Origin of the sequence: Pseudomonas sp. YuFO8 (genome assembly GCF_035065025.1) — a bacterium.
Taxonomy (GTDB): Bacteria; Pseudomonadota; Gammaproteobacteria; order Pseudomonadales; family Pseudomonadaceae; genus Aquipseudomonas; species Aquipseudomonas putida_AE.
In genome coordinates this window covers 124,952-143,425 of record NZ_JAXDEQ010000004.1, presented here as the reverse complement: position 1 = coordinate 143,425, position 18,474 = coordinate 124,952, and the positions used below count along the sequence as shown (strand labels likewise).

The 18,474-nt window shown below is 60.2% G+C and carries 11 protein-coding genes; 6 read left to right on the top strand and 5 right to left on the bottom strand.

The features are described from left to right. Window positions 1–511 precede the first annotated feature (511 nt). The 4 genes from ntrC to glnA form a co-directional block, all read right to left on the bottom strand. The gene (gene ntrC / locus SOP95_RS05555) at window positions 512–1,948 is read right to left on the bottom strand and encodes a nitrogen regulation protein NR(I) (protein WP_274075158.1); all 1,437 of its coding nucleotides are present in this window, start codon (window positions 1,946–1,948) and stop codon (window positions 512–514) included. Beyond that, entirely contained in the window at window positions 1,945–3,030 is a 1,086-nt protein-coding gene (gene glnL, locus SOP95_RS05550; RefSeq protein WP_274075159.1) for a nitrogen regulation protein NR(II), read from the bottom strand. Before glnL ends, ntrC begins: the two co-directional genes overlap by 4 nt. Window positions 3,031–3,272: 242 nt before the next feature. Further along, complete coding sequence (locus SOP95_RS05545) at window positions 3,273–3,782, bottom strand: DUF4124 domain-containing protein (protein WP_323606508.1); 510 nt, start codon at window positions 3,780–3,782, stop codon at window positions 3,273–3,275. A gap of 221 nt (window positions 3,783–4,003) precedes the next feature. Continuing rightward, window positions 4,004–5,410 carry a glutamate--ammonia ligase gene (gene glnA / locus SOP95_RS05540; protein WP_274075161.1) on the bottom strand — a complete coding sequence of 469 codons (1,407 nt, stop codon included), beginning with the start codon at window positions 5,408–5,410 and terminating at the stop codon, window positions 4,004–4,006. A 328-nt stretch (window positions 5,411–5,738) separates the two neighbouring features. On the opposite strand from glnA, the gene thiI reads away from it, so the two are divergent. Together thiI and typA are read left to right on the top strand one after the other, a co-directional pair. After that, on the top strand, window positions 5,739–7,193 hold the full coding sequence (thiI, locus tag SOP95_RS05535) for a tRNA uracil 4-sulfurtransferase ThiI (RefSeq protein WP_323606507.1): 1,455 nt from the start codon (window positions 5,739–5,741) through the stop codon (window positions 7,191–7,193). A 139-nt stretch (window positions 7,194–7,332) separates the two neighbouring features. After that, window positions 7,333–9,153, top strand: a complete 1,821-nt coding sequence (typA, locus tag SOP95_RS05530) for a translational GTPase TypA (protein ID WP_274075163.1) — start codon at window positions 7,333–7,335, stop codon at window positions 9,151–9,153. Between the two features lie 195 nt (window positions 9,154–9,348). Here typA and SOP95_RS05525 read toward each other — a convergent pair whose 3' ends face one another. Further along, a complete protein-coding gene (locus tag SOP95_RS05525; RefSeq protein WP_323606506.1) occupies window positions 9,349–9,786 on the bottom strand; it encodes a YkgJ family cysteine cluster protein in 438 nt (145 codons plus the stop codon). A 257-nt stretch (window positions 9,787–10,043) separates the two neighbouring features. On the opposite strand from SOP95_RS05525, the gene SOP95_RS05520 reads away from it, so the two are divergent. From SOP95_RS05520 to SOP95_RS05505, 4 genes are all read left to right on the top strand, one after another. Continuing rightward, complete coding sequence (locus SOP95_RS05520; RefSeq protein ID WP_274075165.1) at window positions 10,044–12,494, top strand: glycogen/starch/alpha-glucan phosphorylase; 2,451 nt, start codon at window positions 10,044–10,046, stop codon at window positions 12,492–12,494. A gap of 142 nt (window positions 12,495–12,636) precedes the next feature. Continuing rightward, on the top strand, window positions 12,637–15,798 hold the full coding sequence (locus tag SOP95_RS05515) for a DUF2339 domain-containing protein (protein ID WP_323606505.1): 3,162 nt from the start codon (window positions 12,637–12,639) through the stop codon (window positions 15,796–15,798). Beyond that, a complete protein-coding gene (locus tag SOP95_RS05510) occupies window positions 15,795–17,156 on the top strand; it encodes a DUF3999 domain-containing protein (RefSeq protein WP_323606504.1) in 1,362 nt (453 codons plus the stop codon). Before SOP95_RS05515 ends, SOP95_RS05510 begins: the two co-directional genes overlap by 4 nt. Window positions 17,157–17,463: 307 nt before the next feature. Next, window positions 17,464–18,474 carry a class 1 fructose-bisphosphatase gene (locus tag SOP95_RS05505; protein ID WP_015093094.1) on the top strand — a complete coding sequence of 337 codons (1,011 nt, stop codon included), beginning with the start codon at window positions 17,464–17,466 and terminating at the stop codon, window positions 18,472–18,474.

Below are 18,474 nucleotides of genomic sequence, written 5' to 3'. Positions count from 1 at the left end.
CCAAGGTCCCCAAAACGGGAGGGTTCGCGCATCGCGCCTGAACCCGGTGTAAAGAGGGAATCCCCGGCCTGCCTGTACCAAGGACCCCAAAACTGGGGGGCTCGTCGCTTGTGCGGTGTGAGCCCGGTGTAAAGAGGGGAATCCCCGGCCTGCCTGTACCAAGGTCCCCGAAACTGGGTAGTGATCTGAATCACTGATGAGACTATTGCAGGGGGCGTGCCAGCTTTTAACAAGTTGAAACAGAAAGTTGCCCGCAAGCGTCGAAAGCCCCGCAATCCGGGGCTTTCGTGTTTTTTCGATAGGGGTTCGATTGCGAACGCAGGGGTGATTTCAGATCAGTTGCCGTGCGCGATTGCGGGTCACTGTGCATTCAGTCGGTGCGCGCGGATCTGAATGTGGGAGCGGGCTTGCTCGCGAAAGCGGTGTGTCAGTCCACATTGATGTTGAATCTGATGGCCCCTTCGCGAGCAAGCCCGCTCCCACATTGTTCGGTGTAAACCATCGGCCCTGCTTAACCCTCATCCCCCTCATCATCATCCCCACCATCAACCTTCATCCCCAGCTCCTTGATCTTGCGAGTCAGGGTGTTGCGCCCCCAGCCCAGCAGCACGGCGGCATCCCGGCGGCGGCCGGCGGTGTGCTTGAGGGCGGTTTCGATCATGATCCGCTCGAAGGTCGGCACCGCACTGTCCAGCAGGCTGGACTGACCGCGAGCCAGGGCCTGGTCGGCCCATTGGCGCAGCGCCTGTTCCCAGTTGGTCACCGGCGCCGAATCCTGCGGAAGGCTCAGCAGCTCCGGTGGCAGGTCGCCGATGTGCACTTCGCGACCCGAAGCCATCACGGTGATCCAGCGGCAGGTGTTCTCCAGCTGGCGCACGTTGCCCGGCCATGGCAGGTTCTTCAGGTATTCCTCGGTTTCGCTCTTCAGCAGTTTCGGCTCGACGGCCAGTTCCTGCGCGGCGCGGCTGAGGAAATGCTTGGCCAGGGTCGGGATGTCTTCGCGACGGTCCGACAGGCGCGGTATGTGGATGCGGATCACGTTGAGGCGGTGGAACAGGTCTTCACGGAATTTCCCGGCATGCACCAGGGTTTCCAGGTTCTGGTGCGTTGCGGCGATGATCCGCACATCGACTTTGACCGGGACGTGACCCCCGACACGGTAGAACTCGCCGTCGGCAAGTACGCGCAGCAAACGGGTCTGGGTGTCGGCCGGCATGTCGCCGATTTCATCAAGAAACAGCGTACCGCCATCGGCCTGCTCGAAACGCCCGCGACGCAGGTTGGCCGCGCCAGTGAAGGCGCCTTTCTCATGGCCGAACAGCTCGGATTCCATCAGGTCTTTTGGGATCGCCGCCATGTTCAGTGCAATGAACGGCGAAGCCGCGCGTGGGCTGTGGCGGTGCAGGGCGTGGGCCACCAGTTCTTTACCGGTACCCGATTCGCCGTTGATCAGCACGGTGATGTTGGAATGGCTCAGGCGCCCGATGGCGCGAAACACTTCCTGCATCGCCGGCGCTTCGCCGATGATTTCCGGGGTGCGGGTCAATGCGACCGGGACTTCCAGGCCTTGCTGTTCCTGGGCGTGCTGGTTGGCGCGCTTGACCAGCGAGACCGCCTCGTCGACATCGAACGGCTTGGGCAGGTATTCGAATGCGCCGCCCTGATAGGACGCGACAGCGCTGTCCAGATCGGAGTGCGCGGTCATGATGATCACTGGCAGCCGTGGGTGTTGCTCGCGAATCCGCGCCAGGAGGTCCAGGCCGCTGGCACCGGGCATGCGGATGTCGGAGATGATCACGTCCGGCTGCTGGCGCGCCAGGCGGCTCATCACGCCATCGGCGCTGTCGAAGCTTTGCGTGGTCATGCCTTCCTGCTGCAAGGCTTTTTCCAGGACCCAACGGATAGAACGGTCGTCATCGACGATCCACACGGTTTCACTACGGCTCATGTCGATGTGGCTCCTTGTTCCAGTGGCAGAAAGATCGAGAACGTGGTGTGGCCGGGGTGGCTGTCACATTCGATCAAGCCCTGGTGCTGGCTGATGATGTTCTGGGTAATGGCCAGGCCCAGCCCGGTACCGTCCGGACGGCCGCTGACCATGGGGAAGAAGATGGTTTCCTGAAGATCCGCAGGAATGCCCGGACCGTTGTCGATGATTTCGATCTTGGTCACCAAGCGGTGGCGCACATGACCAATGGTGAACTGGCGCATGGCCCGGGTGCGCAGGGTGATGCGGCCCAGGCGCAACTCGTTCTGGCTGCTGATAGCCTGCATCGCGTTGCGCACGATATTCAGCACGGCCTGGATCATTTGTTCACGATCGATCAGGACGTCAGGAATGCTCGGGTCGTAGTCGCGCACCAGCGTGATGCAGCCCTGGCTTTCGGCCTCGACCAGATGGCAGACGCGCTCCAGCACTTCGTGAATGTTGCACATGGCCAGCGATGGCAACTTGTTCGAGCCGAGCATGCGATCGACCAGGTTGCGCAGGCGATCGGCCTCTTCAATGATGACATTGGTGTAGTCGCGCAGGCTTTCTTCCGGCAGCTCGCGTGCCAGCAGCTGCGCCGCGCCGCGGATACCACCCAGCGGATTCTTGATTTCATGGGCCAGGCCGCGGACCAGCATCTTGCTGGTTTCCTGCTTCGACAGCTGGGCCTCTTCCTTGGTGATGCGCAGCAAGCGGTCGCGGGGATGGACTTCGAGCAGGAGCAGGGTATCGCCATTGCTCAGGATCGGCGTTACCGCGTAATCGACCGTCAGGGTCTGGCCGGTGAGGGCGGTGAGCATGGCTTCTCGCTTGGTGAACGGATGCGCCTGCTGCACCGCCTGGCGCAATGAATTGAGCGCCTCGGTGGATTCGGTGAACAGCTCGCTGATGAACTGCCCATGGCTGCGCTGGCCGCTGATGGCCAGGAGCATTTCCGCCGCGGGGTTCATGTACTCAAGGCGCAGTTCGGCGTTGAGCAGAATGGTGGCGGTGGTCAGGTTGTCGAGAAGCAAGCGATGCAGTGCGTCACTGATGGTCATTCAGGACCTCTTTTGGAGCATGGCGCGCGCATGAATAAAGCGCTGATACGAGGAAAATGCAAAAACCAAACCAAGGCTCCGAAAAGAAGCGTTTAACCCCTGAAACGGGTGTTTAACGCTCGATTGCGTGGCGTTCTGCCAGCTTCAGCGGGTAATTTCGAACCAAAATGGGCTGCAATGTGCGCGGGGTGCAACCATTCGCACCAATATAGTGCGCAAGCCGGGACAAGGTAAGGAGTCCTTCAGCGCTTGTGCACCCGCTGCACGGTGAAGGTGACGGTAGGGCTTTGCTGCACGATGGTTTCGCCGCTGACGACCTGCACGGCGAGGCTGTGCAGGCCACGGTCGATGTTCACCAGTTGCAGGCTCGGTACGTTGCTGGGTTGGCCATAAGGCTGGTTATCCAGCAACAGCTGCAGTAGATGCGGGCCTTGCAGGCGCGGTTCGATCAGTACGTTGACGGTGAAGGTGCCGTTGTTGGCGCGCAGGGCTTCGGTGGTGGGCAGGCCCGTGAGTTCCAGTACGTTGTAGGCGATCCTGGGCTGATCTTGCGACTGGGTGGGGGTGGGAGGTGCTTGCGTGGGCTGGGGCTGAGCGCGATTGAGCGGTGGCAGTTCGACCGGCTGCGCGGTGACGCCATCGGGTGGTTGATTGCTATACGCCGTGTTGCCCTGGGCGTCGGTGTACTTGTAGATCTGCGCTGTGGCGGGCAGGGCGATCAGCAGCAGGATTAGGAGAAAGCCACGAGGCATGAAATCGACCGGAAGCGAAAGCGTTGGAGTGCAGCATAGGTCAGGGGGGTGGTTGTCCCAAGTGAATCAAGATCAAAAGATCGCAGCCTTCGGCAGCTCCTACTATGGGAATGGCGTGCACCCTGTAGGAGCTGCCGCAGGCTGCGATCTTTTGACTCATGAAAAAGGCCTCCCGAAGGAGGCCTCTTTTTTGTCACGCCGCGTGTCGCAGCGCTACCGGATCAGCAGCTGTAGTACAGCTCGTATTCCAGTGGGTGTACGAAGGTACGTACCTTGATTTCTTCTTCGCTTTTCAGGGCGATGTAAGCGTCGATGAAGTCGTCGCTGAAAACGCCGCCTTTGGTCAGGAACGCACGACCTTTGTCCAGCTCTTCCAGGGCTTCTTTCAGGCTGCCGCAAACTTGTGGGATCTCTTTCGCCTCTTCAGGCGGCAGGTCATACAGGTTTTTGTCAGCTGCATCGCCAGGGTGGATCTTGTTCTGGATGCCGTCCAGGCCGGCCATCAGCAGTGCGGCGAAGCACAGGTACGGGTTGGCAGCCGGATCGGGGAAGCGAGCTTCGATACGGCGGGCTTTCGGGCTCGACACGTAAGGAATACGGATCGAAGCGGAACGGTTGCGAGCCGAGTAGGCCAGCATTACCGGTGCTTCGAAGCCTGGAACCAGACGCTTGTAGGAGTTGGTAGCCGGGTTGGTGAAGCCGTTCAGGGCCTTACCGTGCTTGATGATGCCGCCAATGAAGTACAGGGCGGTATCGGACAGGCCGGCATAACCTTCGCCAGCGAAAGTGTTCTTGCCTTCTTTCCAGATGGACATGTGCACGTGCATGCCCGAGCCGTTGTCGCCGTACAGCGGCTTAGGCATGAAGGTAGCGGTGCGACCGTAGGCGTCGGCAACGTTGTGCACGACGTACTTCAGGGTTTGGGTTTCGTCGGCTTTCTTCACCAGGGTGTTGAATTTGACGCCGATTTCGTTCTGGCCGGCAGTTGCCACTTCGTGGTGGTGAACTTCGACGGTCAGGCCCATTTCTTCCAGTGCGTTGCACATGGAGGTACGGATTTCGTGGTCGTGGTCGAACGGTGGAACCGGGAAGTAGCCGCCTTTGACGCCTGGACGGTGGCCCTTGTTGCCGCCTTCGATGTCCTGGTCGGACATCCAGGAACCTTGTTCGGAGTAGATCTTGAACATGGAGCCGGAAATGTCGGACTTGAACTTCACCTGGTCAAAGATGAAGAACTCTGGCTCTGGACCGGCGAACACGGTGTCACCGATACCGGTGGATTTCAGGTGCTCTTCGGCGCGCTTGGCGATCGCGCGTGGGTCGCGGTCGTAGCCTTGCATGCTCGAAGGCTCGATGATGTCGCAGACCAGGATCAGGGTCGGCTCTTCGGTGAACGGGTCCAGGACAGCGGTGGAGTCGTCTGGCATCAGGATCATGTCGGAGGCTTCGATGCCTTTCCAGCCAGCGATGGACGAACCGTCGAACATCTTGCCGACTTCGAAGAAGTCATCATCCAGCGCGTCGCGAGCCGGCATGGTCACGTGGTGCTGAGTGCCTTTGGTGTCCGTGAAGCGCAGATCAATCCACTTGACGTCATGATCTTTAATGAGTTGAACCGACTTCGACATAGTGTCCTCCGGGTGGCTTAGGGCTGGTAGTGGATGCCCTTAATAGTTGGTGATGCCGGCGCGAATACTCTGCCAAGGCAACCTGCCTCACAAGGGAGCAAATTGCATGCCAGTGCCCCACCATGGGTTTTTTGCCCCAAATTCACGCCTGTCAGGCGGAAAAGCACATTAAAGCGTAATAATGCGCCCTACAATGTGGCGTTCATTTCAATAAATGACCTGTTTTGGTGCGCTAAAAACCTTCTGCACATTAACTGGTTAAACCTTGAGCAATTTCCGCTATAATCCGCGCCCCCCTTTTTCGGCAGGCCCTGCGCGCGCTGTTTCCATGAAATTAATCGTAAAAGTCTTTCCCGAGATCACCATCAAGAGCCGCCCGGTACGGATGCGTTTCATCCGTCAGTTGGCCAAGAACATCCGTGCCGTGCTCCGTGACCTGGACCCGGCTGTGGTGGTGAACGGTGTGTGGGACAATCTCGAGCTGGAAACCCGCGTCAGCGAGCCCAAGGCCCTGAAGGAGATGGGCGAGCGCCTGAGCTGCATGCCGGGCATCGCGCATTTCCTGCAGATCGACGAGTACCCGCTGGGTGACTTCGATGACATCGTCGAGAAGTGCAAGCAGCACTACGGCGATGCACTGGCTGGCAAGATTTTTTCGGTACGTTGCAAGCGCGCCGGCAAGCATCCGTTCAGCTCGATCGATATCGAGAAATATGTCGGCAGCCAGTTACGCCGCCAGTGCGGTGCCGCCGGAATCGACCTGAAAAAGCCTGAAATCGAAGTTCGTATCGAAGTTCGCGACCAACGGTTGTTCGTGATCCACAGCCAGTACAACGGCATCGGCGGTTATCCGCTGGGTGCGCTGGAGCAGACGCTGGTGCTGATGTCCGGTGGTTTCGACTCCACCGTCGCGGCCTACCAGATCATGCGCCGCGGCCTGATGGCGCATTTCTGCTTCTTCAACCTGGGCGGCCGTGCCCACGAATTGGGCGTCATGGAAGTCGCGCATTTCATCTGGAAGAAGTACGGCAGCTCGCAACGCGTGTTATTTGTCAGTGTGCCGTTCGAGGAAGTGCTGGGAGAAATTCTCGGAAAAGTCGATAACAGTCATATGGGCGTAGTATTGAAGCGTATGATGTTGCGCGCTTCCTCGCAGATTGCCGATCGATTGCACATCGAGGCACTGGTCACCGGTGAGGCGATCTCACAGGTATCGAGCCAGACGCTGCCGAACCTGTCCGTGATCGACTGCGTAACCGACAAGCTGGTCTTGCGTCCGCTGATCGCCAGTCACAAGCAGGACATCATCGACCTGGCCAACGAAATCGGCACTGCCGACTTCGCCAGGCACATGCCGGAGTACTGCGGGGTCATCTCGGTGAACCCCAAGACCGCTGCCAAGCGCTATCGCGTGGAGCACGAAGAGAAAGAGTTCGACATGGCAGTCCTCGAGCGTGCACTCGAGAACGCCAAACTGGTACCGATCGATCGCGTGATCGACGAATTGGGCCAGGATCTGCAAATTGAAGAAGTCAGCGAAGCGCTGGCCGGTCAGATCGTCATCGATATCCGTCACCCGGATGCCGCTGAAGACGACCCGCTGGACCTCGCTGGCATCGAGGTACAAACGATGCCGTTTTATGCACTGAACGCTCGTTTCAAGGAACTGGACCCTACTCGCCAGTACCTGCTTTATTGCGACAAAGGCGTGATGAGTCGCCTGCATGCCCACCATTTGCTCAGTGAGGGGCATGCCAATGTGCGCGTTTATCGACCGAGCTAAGTGCCCGGGGCTGTTTGCCTGTGGCTTGCGTCACCGGCCCCCCGACGCCGCCGTCAAGCTGTAACGGCAAGGCCTGACTCTACTGTAAATCGCTGCCAAGACTTGTCAGCGCACCGAATCCTCTGATCGAGATACACAAGTGATCGAAAATCTACGCAACATCGCCATCATTGCTCACGTTGACCATGGTAAAACCACCCTGGTAGACAAACTCCTGCGTCAATCCGGCACCCTGGAGCGCAACGAGCTCAACGACGAGCGCGTGATGGACTCCAACGACCAGGAAAAAGAGCGCGGTATTACCATTCTGGCGAAAAACACCGCCATCAACTGGAACGGCTACCACATCAACATCGTGGACACCCCGGGCCACGCCGACTTCGGCGGCGAAGTTGAACGCGTAATGTCGATGGTCGACTCCGTTCTGCTGCTGGTTGACGCTCAAGACGGCCCTATGCCGCAAACGCGTTTCGTGACCAAGAAGGCTTTCGAAGCCGGCCTGCGTCCAATCGTGGTCATCAACAAGGTTGACCGTCCAGGCGCGCGTCCGGACTGGGTTCTGGACCAGATCTTCGACCTGTTCGACAACCTGGGTGCCACCGAAGAACAGCTGGACTTCCAAGTCGTCTACGCCTCGGCCCTGAACGGTATTGCCGGTCTGGACCACACCGCAATGGCTGAAGACATGACCCCGCTGTACCAAGCGGTCGTCGACCACGTTCCGCCGCCGAAAGTCGACCGTGACGGTCCGTTCCAGATGCAGATCTCCGCACTGGACTACAACAGCTTCCTGGGTGTTATCGGTGTTGGCCGTATCGCTCGTGGTCGCGTCAAGCCGAACACCCCGGTTGTCGCTATCAGCGCCGACGGCAAGAAGCGTAACGGTCGCATCCTGAAGCTGATGGGTCACCACGGTTTGCACCGTATCGACGTTGAAGAAGCGGCTGCCGGCGACATCGTGTGCATCAGCGGTATGGACGAGTTGTTCATCTCCGACACCCTGTGCCAGCTGGACACCCCAGAAGCGATGAAGCCTCTGACCGTTGACGAGCCAACCGTTTCCATGACCTTCCAGGTAAACGACTCGCCATTCTGCGGTAAAGAAGGCAAGTTCGTGACCTCCCGTAACATCAAGGATCGTCTGGACAAAGAGCTGCTGTACAACGTTGCCCTGAAAGTTGAAGAAGGCGACACCGCTGACAAGTTCAAGGTTTCCGGCCGTGGTGAGCTGCACCTCTCGGTACTGATCGAAACCATGCGTCGCGAAGGCTTCGAGCTGGCCTTGGGCCGTCCGGAAGTGATCATCCGTGAAGTCGACGGCGTGAAGCAGGAACCGTTCGAAAACGTGACCATCGACATCCCTGAAGAATCCCAGGGCAAGGTCATGGAAGAGATGGGTCTGCGTAAGGGTGACCTGAGCAACATGGTGCCGGATGGCAAAGGCCGTGTTCGCCTGGAATACAACATCCCTGCTCGTGGTCTGATCGGTTTCCGTAACCAGTTCCTGACCCTGACCAACGGTGCCGGCATCCTGACCTCGATCTTCGATCGCTACGACACCGTCAAGTCGGGCCACATGTCCGGCCGTCAGAACGGCGTTCTGGTTTCGGTTGAAACCGGCAAGGCACTGACCTACTCGCTGGAAACCCTGCAGGCTCGTGGCAAGCTGTTCGTAGAACACGGCCAGGAGATCTACAACGGTCAAATCGTTGGTCAGAACAGCCGCGACAACGACCTGGGTGTAAACCCAACCAAAGGCAAGAAGCTCGACAACATGCGTGCTTCGGGTAAAGACGAAACCATCGCTCTGGTTCCACCTGTTCGCTTCACCCTGGAACAGGCTCTGGAATACATCCAGGAAGACGAGCTGTGCGAAGTAACGCCTAAGTCCATCCGTCTTCGCAAGAAGATCCTGGACGAAAGCGAGCGTACCCGCGCTGCCAAGAAAGCCAAGGCATAAGATTTAGCCCAGGCTGAACGAAAACGCCCCCGGTCGAGAGATCGGGGGCGTTTTTATTTGTCTGCAATTTAGGGGGTGTTTGTGCTGGCCCCTTCGCTGGCAAGCCAGCTCCTACAGGGTTTCGTGTCGTACGCTTTGTAGGAGCTGGCTTGCCAGCGAAGGCGGCCGATCAGCCACCGCCAAAATCAGAGATGATCAGAACCGCTCAATCGACCGCGAACTGGTTTCACGCACCACTTCTTTCGGCTTATAAGCGCAATACCCCGGCCGCGGGCCGATTTTCGGGTGGTTACGGCAAGTATCCGGGCGCTTATCATAAATAGTGCACAGACGGCTCTTACGATCCAGGTACAGGCAATCGTTGTTGCTCATGCGCTGGAGGGTGAAGATTCCTGACTTCTGATTGAAGCGCTCGACCAGACCTTCCTTTTGCAGGCGTTTGGCGATGTTCTTCGGCGGATCACCCAGCTCGAACTCATCGACCACGCCGATGCGGATCAGATCCTTGATCTTGACCTCGACGGGCAGGGTGCAGCAGCTGGACATGCACGAGCCGCACATCGGGGCAGAGTACTTGGCCCACGTATCGAGTCGGTCGATCTCCGCGGCGGCGATCAGGTTGGGCTTCATCATGTGTTGTTACCAGCGTGTGCATCAGGGCGCGCGATCATACCGGGACTGGTGGATTTTTGAACAACCTTTCGCCAGTTTTTTTTCGCGAGCATCCAGTTGCACCGTTAATCCGGCACGGCCCCTGCATTGATTCAGGCACATGACAATGTATTGCCGGCTTGACGCGCATTAACAGGAAAAACTGCCGAACCAGAGTCTATACCGTCTGTCAGACCGTCTAGTCTCAGACAATTCCAAGCTCGCTCGAGGTCCTATCGATGACTCAAGAACCACTTGTTCGCGAAGCAGAGGTGGCCGCATTCCGCGACGCCGTCTTGACCAAACTCACCTACGCGGTGGGCAAAGACCCGGATCACGCCTTCGATCATGACTGGTTCGAAGCCATTGCCCTGGCGGCGCGTGATCACATGGTCGAGCACTGGATGGACCACACTCGGCAGATCTACCGCAAAGGACAGAAGCGGGTTTATTACCTCTCCCTGGAATTCCTCATCGGCCGGCTGCTCTACGACAGCCTGAGCAATCTCGGCCTGCTCGACGTCGCGCGCGAAGCCCTGACCGAACTCGGCGTCGACCTTGAGCGCATTCGCTTGCTGGAGCCCGATGCGGCCTTGGGTAACGGTGGCCTCGGGCGACTGGCAGCGTGCTTCATGGAAAGCATGTCGACCCTGGGCATCGCGGGTCACGGTTACGGCATTCGTTACGAACACGGCTTGTTCCGTCAGGCCGTCGTCGACGGCTGGCAACAGGAGCAGACCGAACACTGGCTGGATTTCGGCAACCCCTGGGAGTTCGAGCGGCCGGAAGTGGTTTACACGATCGGCTTTGGCGGCGGTGTCGAGACCGTGACCGATGAAGCCGGCAAGTCCAAGCAGGTCTGGCACCCGGCGGAAACCGTGCGAGCCATTGCCTATGACACGCCGGTGGTCGGTTGGCGCGGGGCGAGCGTGAACACGTTGCGGCTGTGGCGCGCACGGGCCATGGAGGATTTGCACCTGGAACGCTTCAATGCCGGTGACCACCTGGGTGCGGTGGCCGAAGTGGCCCGGGCCGAAAGTATCTCGCGGGTACTCTACCCGGCGGACAGCACCGAGGCCGGGCAGGAACTGCGGTTGCGCCAGGAATACTTCTTCGTCGCCGCGTCCCTGCAGGATTTGCTGCGTCGCCATCGCAACATGCACACCTCGGTGCTGACCCTGGGCGATCACGCGGCGATCCAGCTCAACGACACCCACCCCTCGATCGCCGTGGCCGAGTTGATGCGCCAATTGGTCGATGTCTACGACGTGGCATGGGATGCGGCGTGGCAGGTCACGGTCGACACGCTGTCCTACACTAACCACACCTTGCTGCCCGAAGCGCTGGAAACCTGGCCGGTGGGCTTGATGGAGCGCATGCTGCCACGGCACATGCAGATCATTTACCTGATCAACGCCCAGCATATCGACTCGTTGCGGGCCAAGGGCATCCACGATTTCGACGTGCTGCGCGCGGTGAGTCTGATCGAGGAAGACAATGGCCGCCGCGTGCGCATGGGCAACCTGGCGTTCCTCGGCTCCCACAGTGTCAACGGCGTATCGGCCTTGCACACGCAACTGATGCGCAAGACGGTGTTCTCCGAGCTGCACAAGCTCTATCCGCAGCGGATCAACAACAAGACCAACGGCATCACGTTCCGCCGCTGGCTGTACCAGGCCAACCCGGAACTGACCTCGATGCTGGTCGATGCCCTCGGCCCGGACCTGCTGGACAATCCCGAGGAGCGCTTGCTCGAGCTGCAGCCGTTCGCCGACAAGCCGGCGTTCCGCAAGGCGTTTGCCGAACAGCGCTTGCACAGCAAAAAGGCCCTGGCCTACCTGATTCATGAACGCTTGGGGGTGGCGGTCAACCCGGCGGCGATGTTCGACGTGCAGGTCAAGCGGATTCACGAATACAAGCGCCAGCTGCTCAACCTGATGCACACCGTGGCGTTGTACCAGGCGATCCGTGCGGAACCGGAAATCGACTGGGTACCGCGGGTGAAGATCTTCGCCGGTAAAGCGGCGGCCAGTTATCACCAGGCCAAGCTGATCATCAAGCTGACCAACGACATCGCCCGGGTGGTGAACAACGACCCGACCGTACGCGGGTTGCTCAAGGTCGTGTTCCTGCCCAACTACAACGTCAGCCTGGCGGAGAGCATCATTCCGGCCGCTGACCTGTCCGAGCAGATATCTACCGCCGGCTTTGAGGCCTCGGGCACCAGCAACATGAAATTCGGCCTCAACGGTGCATTGACCATCGGCACGCTGGACGGTGCCAACGTGGAGATGTCCGAGCGTATCGGCGTCGAGAACATGTTCATCTTTGGTCTTAGCGCCCAGCAGGTTGAAGCGCGCAAGCAGAACCACGAATTCAGCGCGGTGCCGGACATTGCCGGGTCCCATCGACTCAACGATGTGCTGCAAGCCATTCGCGGCGGGGTGTTCTCGCCGGACGATCTGTCCCGTTACACCGGGTTGATCGATTCGCTGGTTGAGTATGACCGCTTCCTGGTCTGTGCCGATTTCGATTCCTACTGGAATGCGCAAATGCGCGTCGAAGCCCTTTGGCACGATTCCCAGGAATGGTGGCGCTCGGCGGTGTTGAACACCTCGCGCATGGGCTGGTTTTCGTCCGACCGGACGATTCGCGAGTACGCCACGGAAATCTGGAAGGCCTTGGAGTAACGCTGCCAGCGGTTCGATATACTGACGGCTGCAAAAGATCGCAGCCTTCGGCAGCTCCTACAGCTAGGGGTTGCCGGGGGCTGCGATCTTTTTTGGAGCTGGCTGCGCTAATCTTCCTGGATTGCGCTTAGGGATATCGACCATGCAATGGATGTTCATGCTTGTGGGCCTGGTGCTCGGCTGGATACTCGACGAGTCGTTCAGCGATGCGTTGCTGGGCGCGCTGCTCGGACTGGGTATCGGCCAGGCCGTTCACATCGGCAGGCTGGGATCGCAGGCCAACGAGCAACGCCGTCTATTTAAGCAGGCGCAACTTGCACTGCAGGCGGTCGAGCAACGCTTGGCCATGCTGGAATCCACTGGGGTCAAGGCGCCTGAATCCAGCGCAGCCGTTCCAGCTCCCGACATTGTTGTCGCTCAAGCCCCCGCCGAAACCCCGGAGCTGATCTGGGAGCTGCCGCCTGACCTTGAACCGGTCGCGACAGCGCAGCCCTTCGACGCCTGGAAATCAGCGCCCGCCAAGCCCTCTGAACCCAACCTCATCGAGCGCGCCATCAACGCTACACGTGCGTGGCTGTTGGGCGGCAATACCGTGCTGCGGGTCGGTGTGCTGCTGTTGTTCCTCGGCCTGGCCTTCCTGCTGCGCTACGCCACCGAGGGAATCGTGGTACCGATTGAGTTGCGCTACGCCGGTGTCGCGGCTGCTGCATTGGGCTTGCTCGGCCTCGGCTGGTGGCTGCGAACGCGTAACAGCGCTTACGCCTTGATTTTGCAAGGCGCCGGCATCGCCGTGCTGTACCTGACAGTATTTGCCGCCATGCGCCTGCATCCGTTGCTCGACCCCTCGGCAGCGTTCGGCCTGTTGGTGGCGGTGACGGTGTTTTCGGCGATTCTCGCCATTACCCAGGATGCCCTGGGCCTGGCTGCCGCCGCGGCGCTGGGTGGATTCGCCGCGCCCCTGCTGGTGTCCACGGGTGCCGGCAGCCACGTCGCGCTGTTCAGCTATTTCGCCTTGCTCAACGCCGGCATCCTCGTCATCGCCTGGTTCAAGGCCTGGCGCTTGCTGAATGTCATCGGCTTCACCGGCACCTTCAGTGTCGGGGTCGCCTGGGGCTTGCGCTCTTATACGCCAGAGTTGCTGTGGAGCACCGAGCCGTTCCTGATTCTGTTCTTCGTGATGTACCTGGCCATCGGCATGTTGTTCACCCGGCGAAAACTGCTGCAAATGAGCGACGCGCCCGAGGATGACGGCCGTGAAGCGCTGTTGCTCTGGTCCGCACGCAAGGGTGACTACGTCGACGGCACGCTGCTGTTCGGTCCGCCGTTGGTGGGCTTTGGGCTGCAGTTCGCCCTGGTTCAGCATCTGGAATTCGCCGCCGCGTTCAGCGCCTTGGCCTTGGGCCTGATCTATATGGGCCTGGCACGACTGCTGATGCCTGGTCGAGCGTTGCTGCTGGGGGAAACCTGTCTGGCCCTGGGCGTGATTTTCACCAGCCTGGCGATTTCGTTGGGGTTCGATGCGCGCTGGACCACAGCCGCGTGGGCGGTGGAAGGCGCGGGCATCTGCTGGCTCGGCCTGCGTCAGCAACGACCTGTAGCCCGGGCTTTTGCGTTGCTGCTGCAACTGGGGGCGGCGCTGGTATTTCTCAGCGAGTTGGGTCGCGCAGAAACCAGTCTGATCAGCGGCGTGCCTTTGGGCGCGTTGTTGCTCGGCGGCGCGCTGCTGTTCAGTTTCTACCAGTTGCGCAAAGCGTCGCCCGAGCAAACGCAGGCGTGGGAGCGCAAGGGCTTGCCGGTGCTCGCCTGTCTCGGCCTGACGTTCCTGTATCTGCTGGCGCCGCTGTTCTTCTTCAGTCATGGCACGACGATCAGTTGGGCATTGGCCGGATTGGTGACGTTGTGGGTCGGCCTGCGCCTGCCATCACGCACGTTCCTGTTCACCGCGGTTGCCGTACAGCTGCTGGCAGGTGGGTTATTCCTGTTGGCCGGGCCACCCCTTAGTGATGAGCTGCGGCCGTTGGCCCATGGCGGATTCTGGGCGCCGCTGGTGTTGGGGCTGTCTGCGTTGGTCGGAGCCTGGCGATTACAGCTCGGTAACTCCACCAAGGCGCCAGACGGATTGAACGTGCAGCGTTTGTCCCAGGTCGGGCTAGCGTGGGGCGCGGGTTGGTGGGCGCTGGCGTGGCTCAGCGAAGTACTGCGCTTTGCACCCTTGACGCTGCAAGCGACATTACTGCTGGCTGTCGCGGCCACGAGTGTTGCGTTGTGGGCGGTGTTGGCATTGCGCCTGAAATGGCCGTCGCTCGGGCTGCTCTGCACCTTGCTGATGCCCGCTGCCGCGCTGGTGTTGCTGGCGGCCTGGCACTCGCGGTATCACCCGGCGGCCCATTTCGGTTGGCTGCTGTGGCCGACGGTGTTTGTGGTGCATTTCATTTCCCTGCGGCGCCTGGCGCCGATGCTGCCGGCGCTCGCGCTGGGTGCCGCGCATGTAGTCGGTTGCTGGTTGCTGATCGGTGTGCTGGCCCTGGAGCTGCGTTACGGCCTGCTGCAGTTGTCCGAGCAGTACAACGCCTGGCGCTGGTTGGGTTGGGCGATTCTGCCGGGCTTGTATCTGTTGTTGATGGCGTCCCCGCGTGCCTGGCCTTGGCCGGTATCGGCTTATCCGCACGAGTACCGTGTATATGCCGCCGCGCCGTTGGCACTGTTGATGCTCGGCTGGTTCTGGCTGGCTAACAGCGTCAGTGACGGCACCGCCGAGCCGCTGCCTTACGTGCCGCTGATCAACCCTCTGGAGTTGGGTTTGTTGTTCGCACTGTTCGGCGTTTACGTGTGGTCGCGTAGCGCCTTGACGCAACTGGCGATTCCCAAGGCCTACGCCGCATACGCCATGCAAGCGGTCACTGGCGTGTCCCTGTTCGCATTTTTCACCGCACTGGTGATGCGCGCGGCGCACCATTGGGGCGGTGTGCCGTTCGAGCTCGACGCGTTGCTCGAGTCCATGTTGGTCCAGGCCGGCCTGTCCATCGTCTGGACCCTGATGGCGCTGGGTTTGATGATCGGCGGCCATTTGCGTCATCGCCGTGAAGTCTGGTTGATCGGTGCGGCACTGATCGGCGTGGTGGTGGCGAAACTGTTCTTTGTGGAATTGAGCAACCGTGGCGGGCTGGCGCGGATCGTGTCGTTTATCGGCGTTGGCGTGTTGCTACTGGTGGTGGGCTATTTCGCCCCGTTGCCGCCCAGGCGCGTCGAAACCGTGGCGGACACCGAGAAACCGGCACCGCAAACCGAAGGAGTGTCGTCTTGAGTCAGAAGTTGAGCCTGGTCTGGTTGGGCGTCGTTGCAATGGGCGTGGTACTGACGGCTACTGCTCAGGAAACACCGGCGGACTTCGCCACGCAAGTGCCGTTGTCCGTGAGTGGTGAAGGTCCATGGTATCGCCTTGAGCTGCCCCTGGCCGTGCAACTGAGCGCTCGGCAGACCGACCTCAGTGATGTGCGCGTGTTCAACGCCGCTGGCGAACCGCAAGCCTATGCCCTGTCACGGGCAACCGCGCAAGCTGACGACGATCCCATGCTGACCGACGTCAAATGGTTCCCGCTGTACGACTCGGCGGACGCCACCGGGCATGCCCCGAGCGTTAAGGTGCAATCGAGCGCCAATGGCACTTTGGTCCAGGTGCAGCCCTCCACTGAGCTGGAGGTGGGCGAAGAAGCTTTGCGTGGCTGGCTTCTGGACGCCAGCGCCATCAAGGCCCCGTTGCAGCAGCTGATTCTCGACTGGACCAGTGAGCGTGATGGCTTCCAGCGGTTCAGCATCGAAGCCAGCGACGATTTGCAGCATTGGCAGTCGTGGGGCGAGGGGCAACTGGCGCGATTGACGTTTGCCGATGAGCGGGTCGAGCAGCATGAGGTCAGCCTCCCGGGGCAGTCGGCACGCTATCTGCGTTTGCTGTGGGATATGCCGCAATCGGCGCCGATACTGACATCGGCGCAACTGCAAAGTGTGCGCAACTTGCCGCTGCCGTTGGTCTGGTCATACGCGTTGGCCGGCAGCAGCGTGAAAGCGGGCGAATACACCTGGCAACTGCCGAGGGTGCTGAACGTCCAGCGTTTGCAGATCGAACTGAGCCAACCCAACAGCCTGGCGCCGGTCATCCTTTCCGGGCGTCGCGACAGCACCTTGCCGTGGCAACCGTTGAGCAGTGGCCTGCTTTATCGCCTGAACCAGAGTGGCGAGGACGTGGTGCAAAACGAATTGCAGTTGCCGGGGCAGGCCGTGCAGCTGTTGAAACTGACGGTGGACGAGCGCGGCGGTGGCCTCGGCGCGCAGGCGCCAACGGTGAAGTTCGCCGTGCGCGCGACGCAATTGGTGTTTCTGGCGCGCGGACCTGGGCCCTATACGCTGGTGCTGGGCAATGCGACGGTGAAGGCGGCGAGTCTGCCGTTGTCGACGTTGATCCCCGATTACAGCCCGGCAAAGCTGGCGACGTTGGGCCGGGCGTCGGTGGATGGCGGGGTGTCGGTTACCCCGGTGTCTACAGGGCCGGTATCGACGGGCTCCGACTGGAAGAAATTCGGCCTGTGGGCGGTGCTGCTGCTCAGTGTTTTGTTTCTGGCGACGATGGCCTTCAGTCTGCTGCGCAAGCCGCCCGCCAATCCCTGAGAATGGCTGGCGCTGCGCGCCAGTTCGCGAGCAAGCCCGCTCCCACACGGGATCTGCTTCATGACATAGATAATGAGTACGCTACAGATCAAATGTGGGAGCGGGCTTGCTCGCGAATGCGGTCTGCCAGCAGCCAAAAAATAGCGAAACCTGTGACCCATCAAAGGCTCACATTCATCCCATTTCCTACTACGCTGAACCCCGCGCATGAACTCTCTTCGGCCGATCACGTCTGATAGGAGGAAATGCGCCCCGACTCGCGTTAAACTGCGCGGGTTTTTAGTCCCCCATTCCACCGGAGCCTTCCATGTCCCGCGTTACCTTGAGTCGCTATTTGATTGAGCAGACCCGCAGCAACAACACTCCTGCCGATCTGCGCTTCCTGATCGAAGTGGTGGCGCGTGCCTGCAAGGAGATCAACCACGCCGTGTCCAAAGGCGCCCTGGGTGGCGTTCTGGGCAGCATGGGCACCGAAAACGTCCAGGGCGAAGTGCAGAAGAAGCTCGACGTGATCTCCAACGAGATCCTGCTCGAAGCCAACGAATGGGGCGGTCACCTGGCCGGCATGGCGTCCGAAGAAATGGACAATGCCTACCAGATCCCGGGCAAATACCCGAAAGGCGCCTACCTGCTGGTATTCGACCCGCTGGACGGTTCGTCGAACATCGACATCAACGCCCCGGTCGGCACCATCTTCTCGGTACTGCGTTGCCCGAACGAATACCTGAGCCAGAACGAGCCCTTGAATGAAAAGGCTTTCCTGCAGCCAGGCACCCAGCAAGTGGCCGCCGGTTACGCGATCTACGGTCCACAGACCATGTTGATCCTGACTCTGGGCGACGGCGTGAAAGGTTTCACCCTGGACCGTGAAATGGGCAGTTTCGTCCTGACCCACGAGAACATCACCATTCCTGAAGCCACCCAGGAATTCGCCATCAACGCCTCCAACCAGCGTCACTGGGAAGCCCCGGTTCAGCGCTATGTCGGCGAATTGCTGGCAGGCGATGAAGGCCCGCTGAAAAAGAACTACAACATGCGCTGGGTCGCCGCGATGGTGGCCGACGTGCACCGTATCCTGACCCGTGGCGGTCTGTTCATGTACCCACGCGACAGCCGCGAGCCCTCCAAGCCGGGCAAACTGCGCCTGATGTACGAGGCTAACCCGATGTCGTTCCTGGTGGAACAAGCGGGCGGCGCGTCCACCGACGGCCACCAGCGCATTCTCGACATCCAGCCTGAAGGCCTGCACCAGCGCGTAGCGGTGTTCCTCGGCTCGAAAGAAGAAGTCGCACGCGTGACGGCCTACCACAAGGAATAA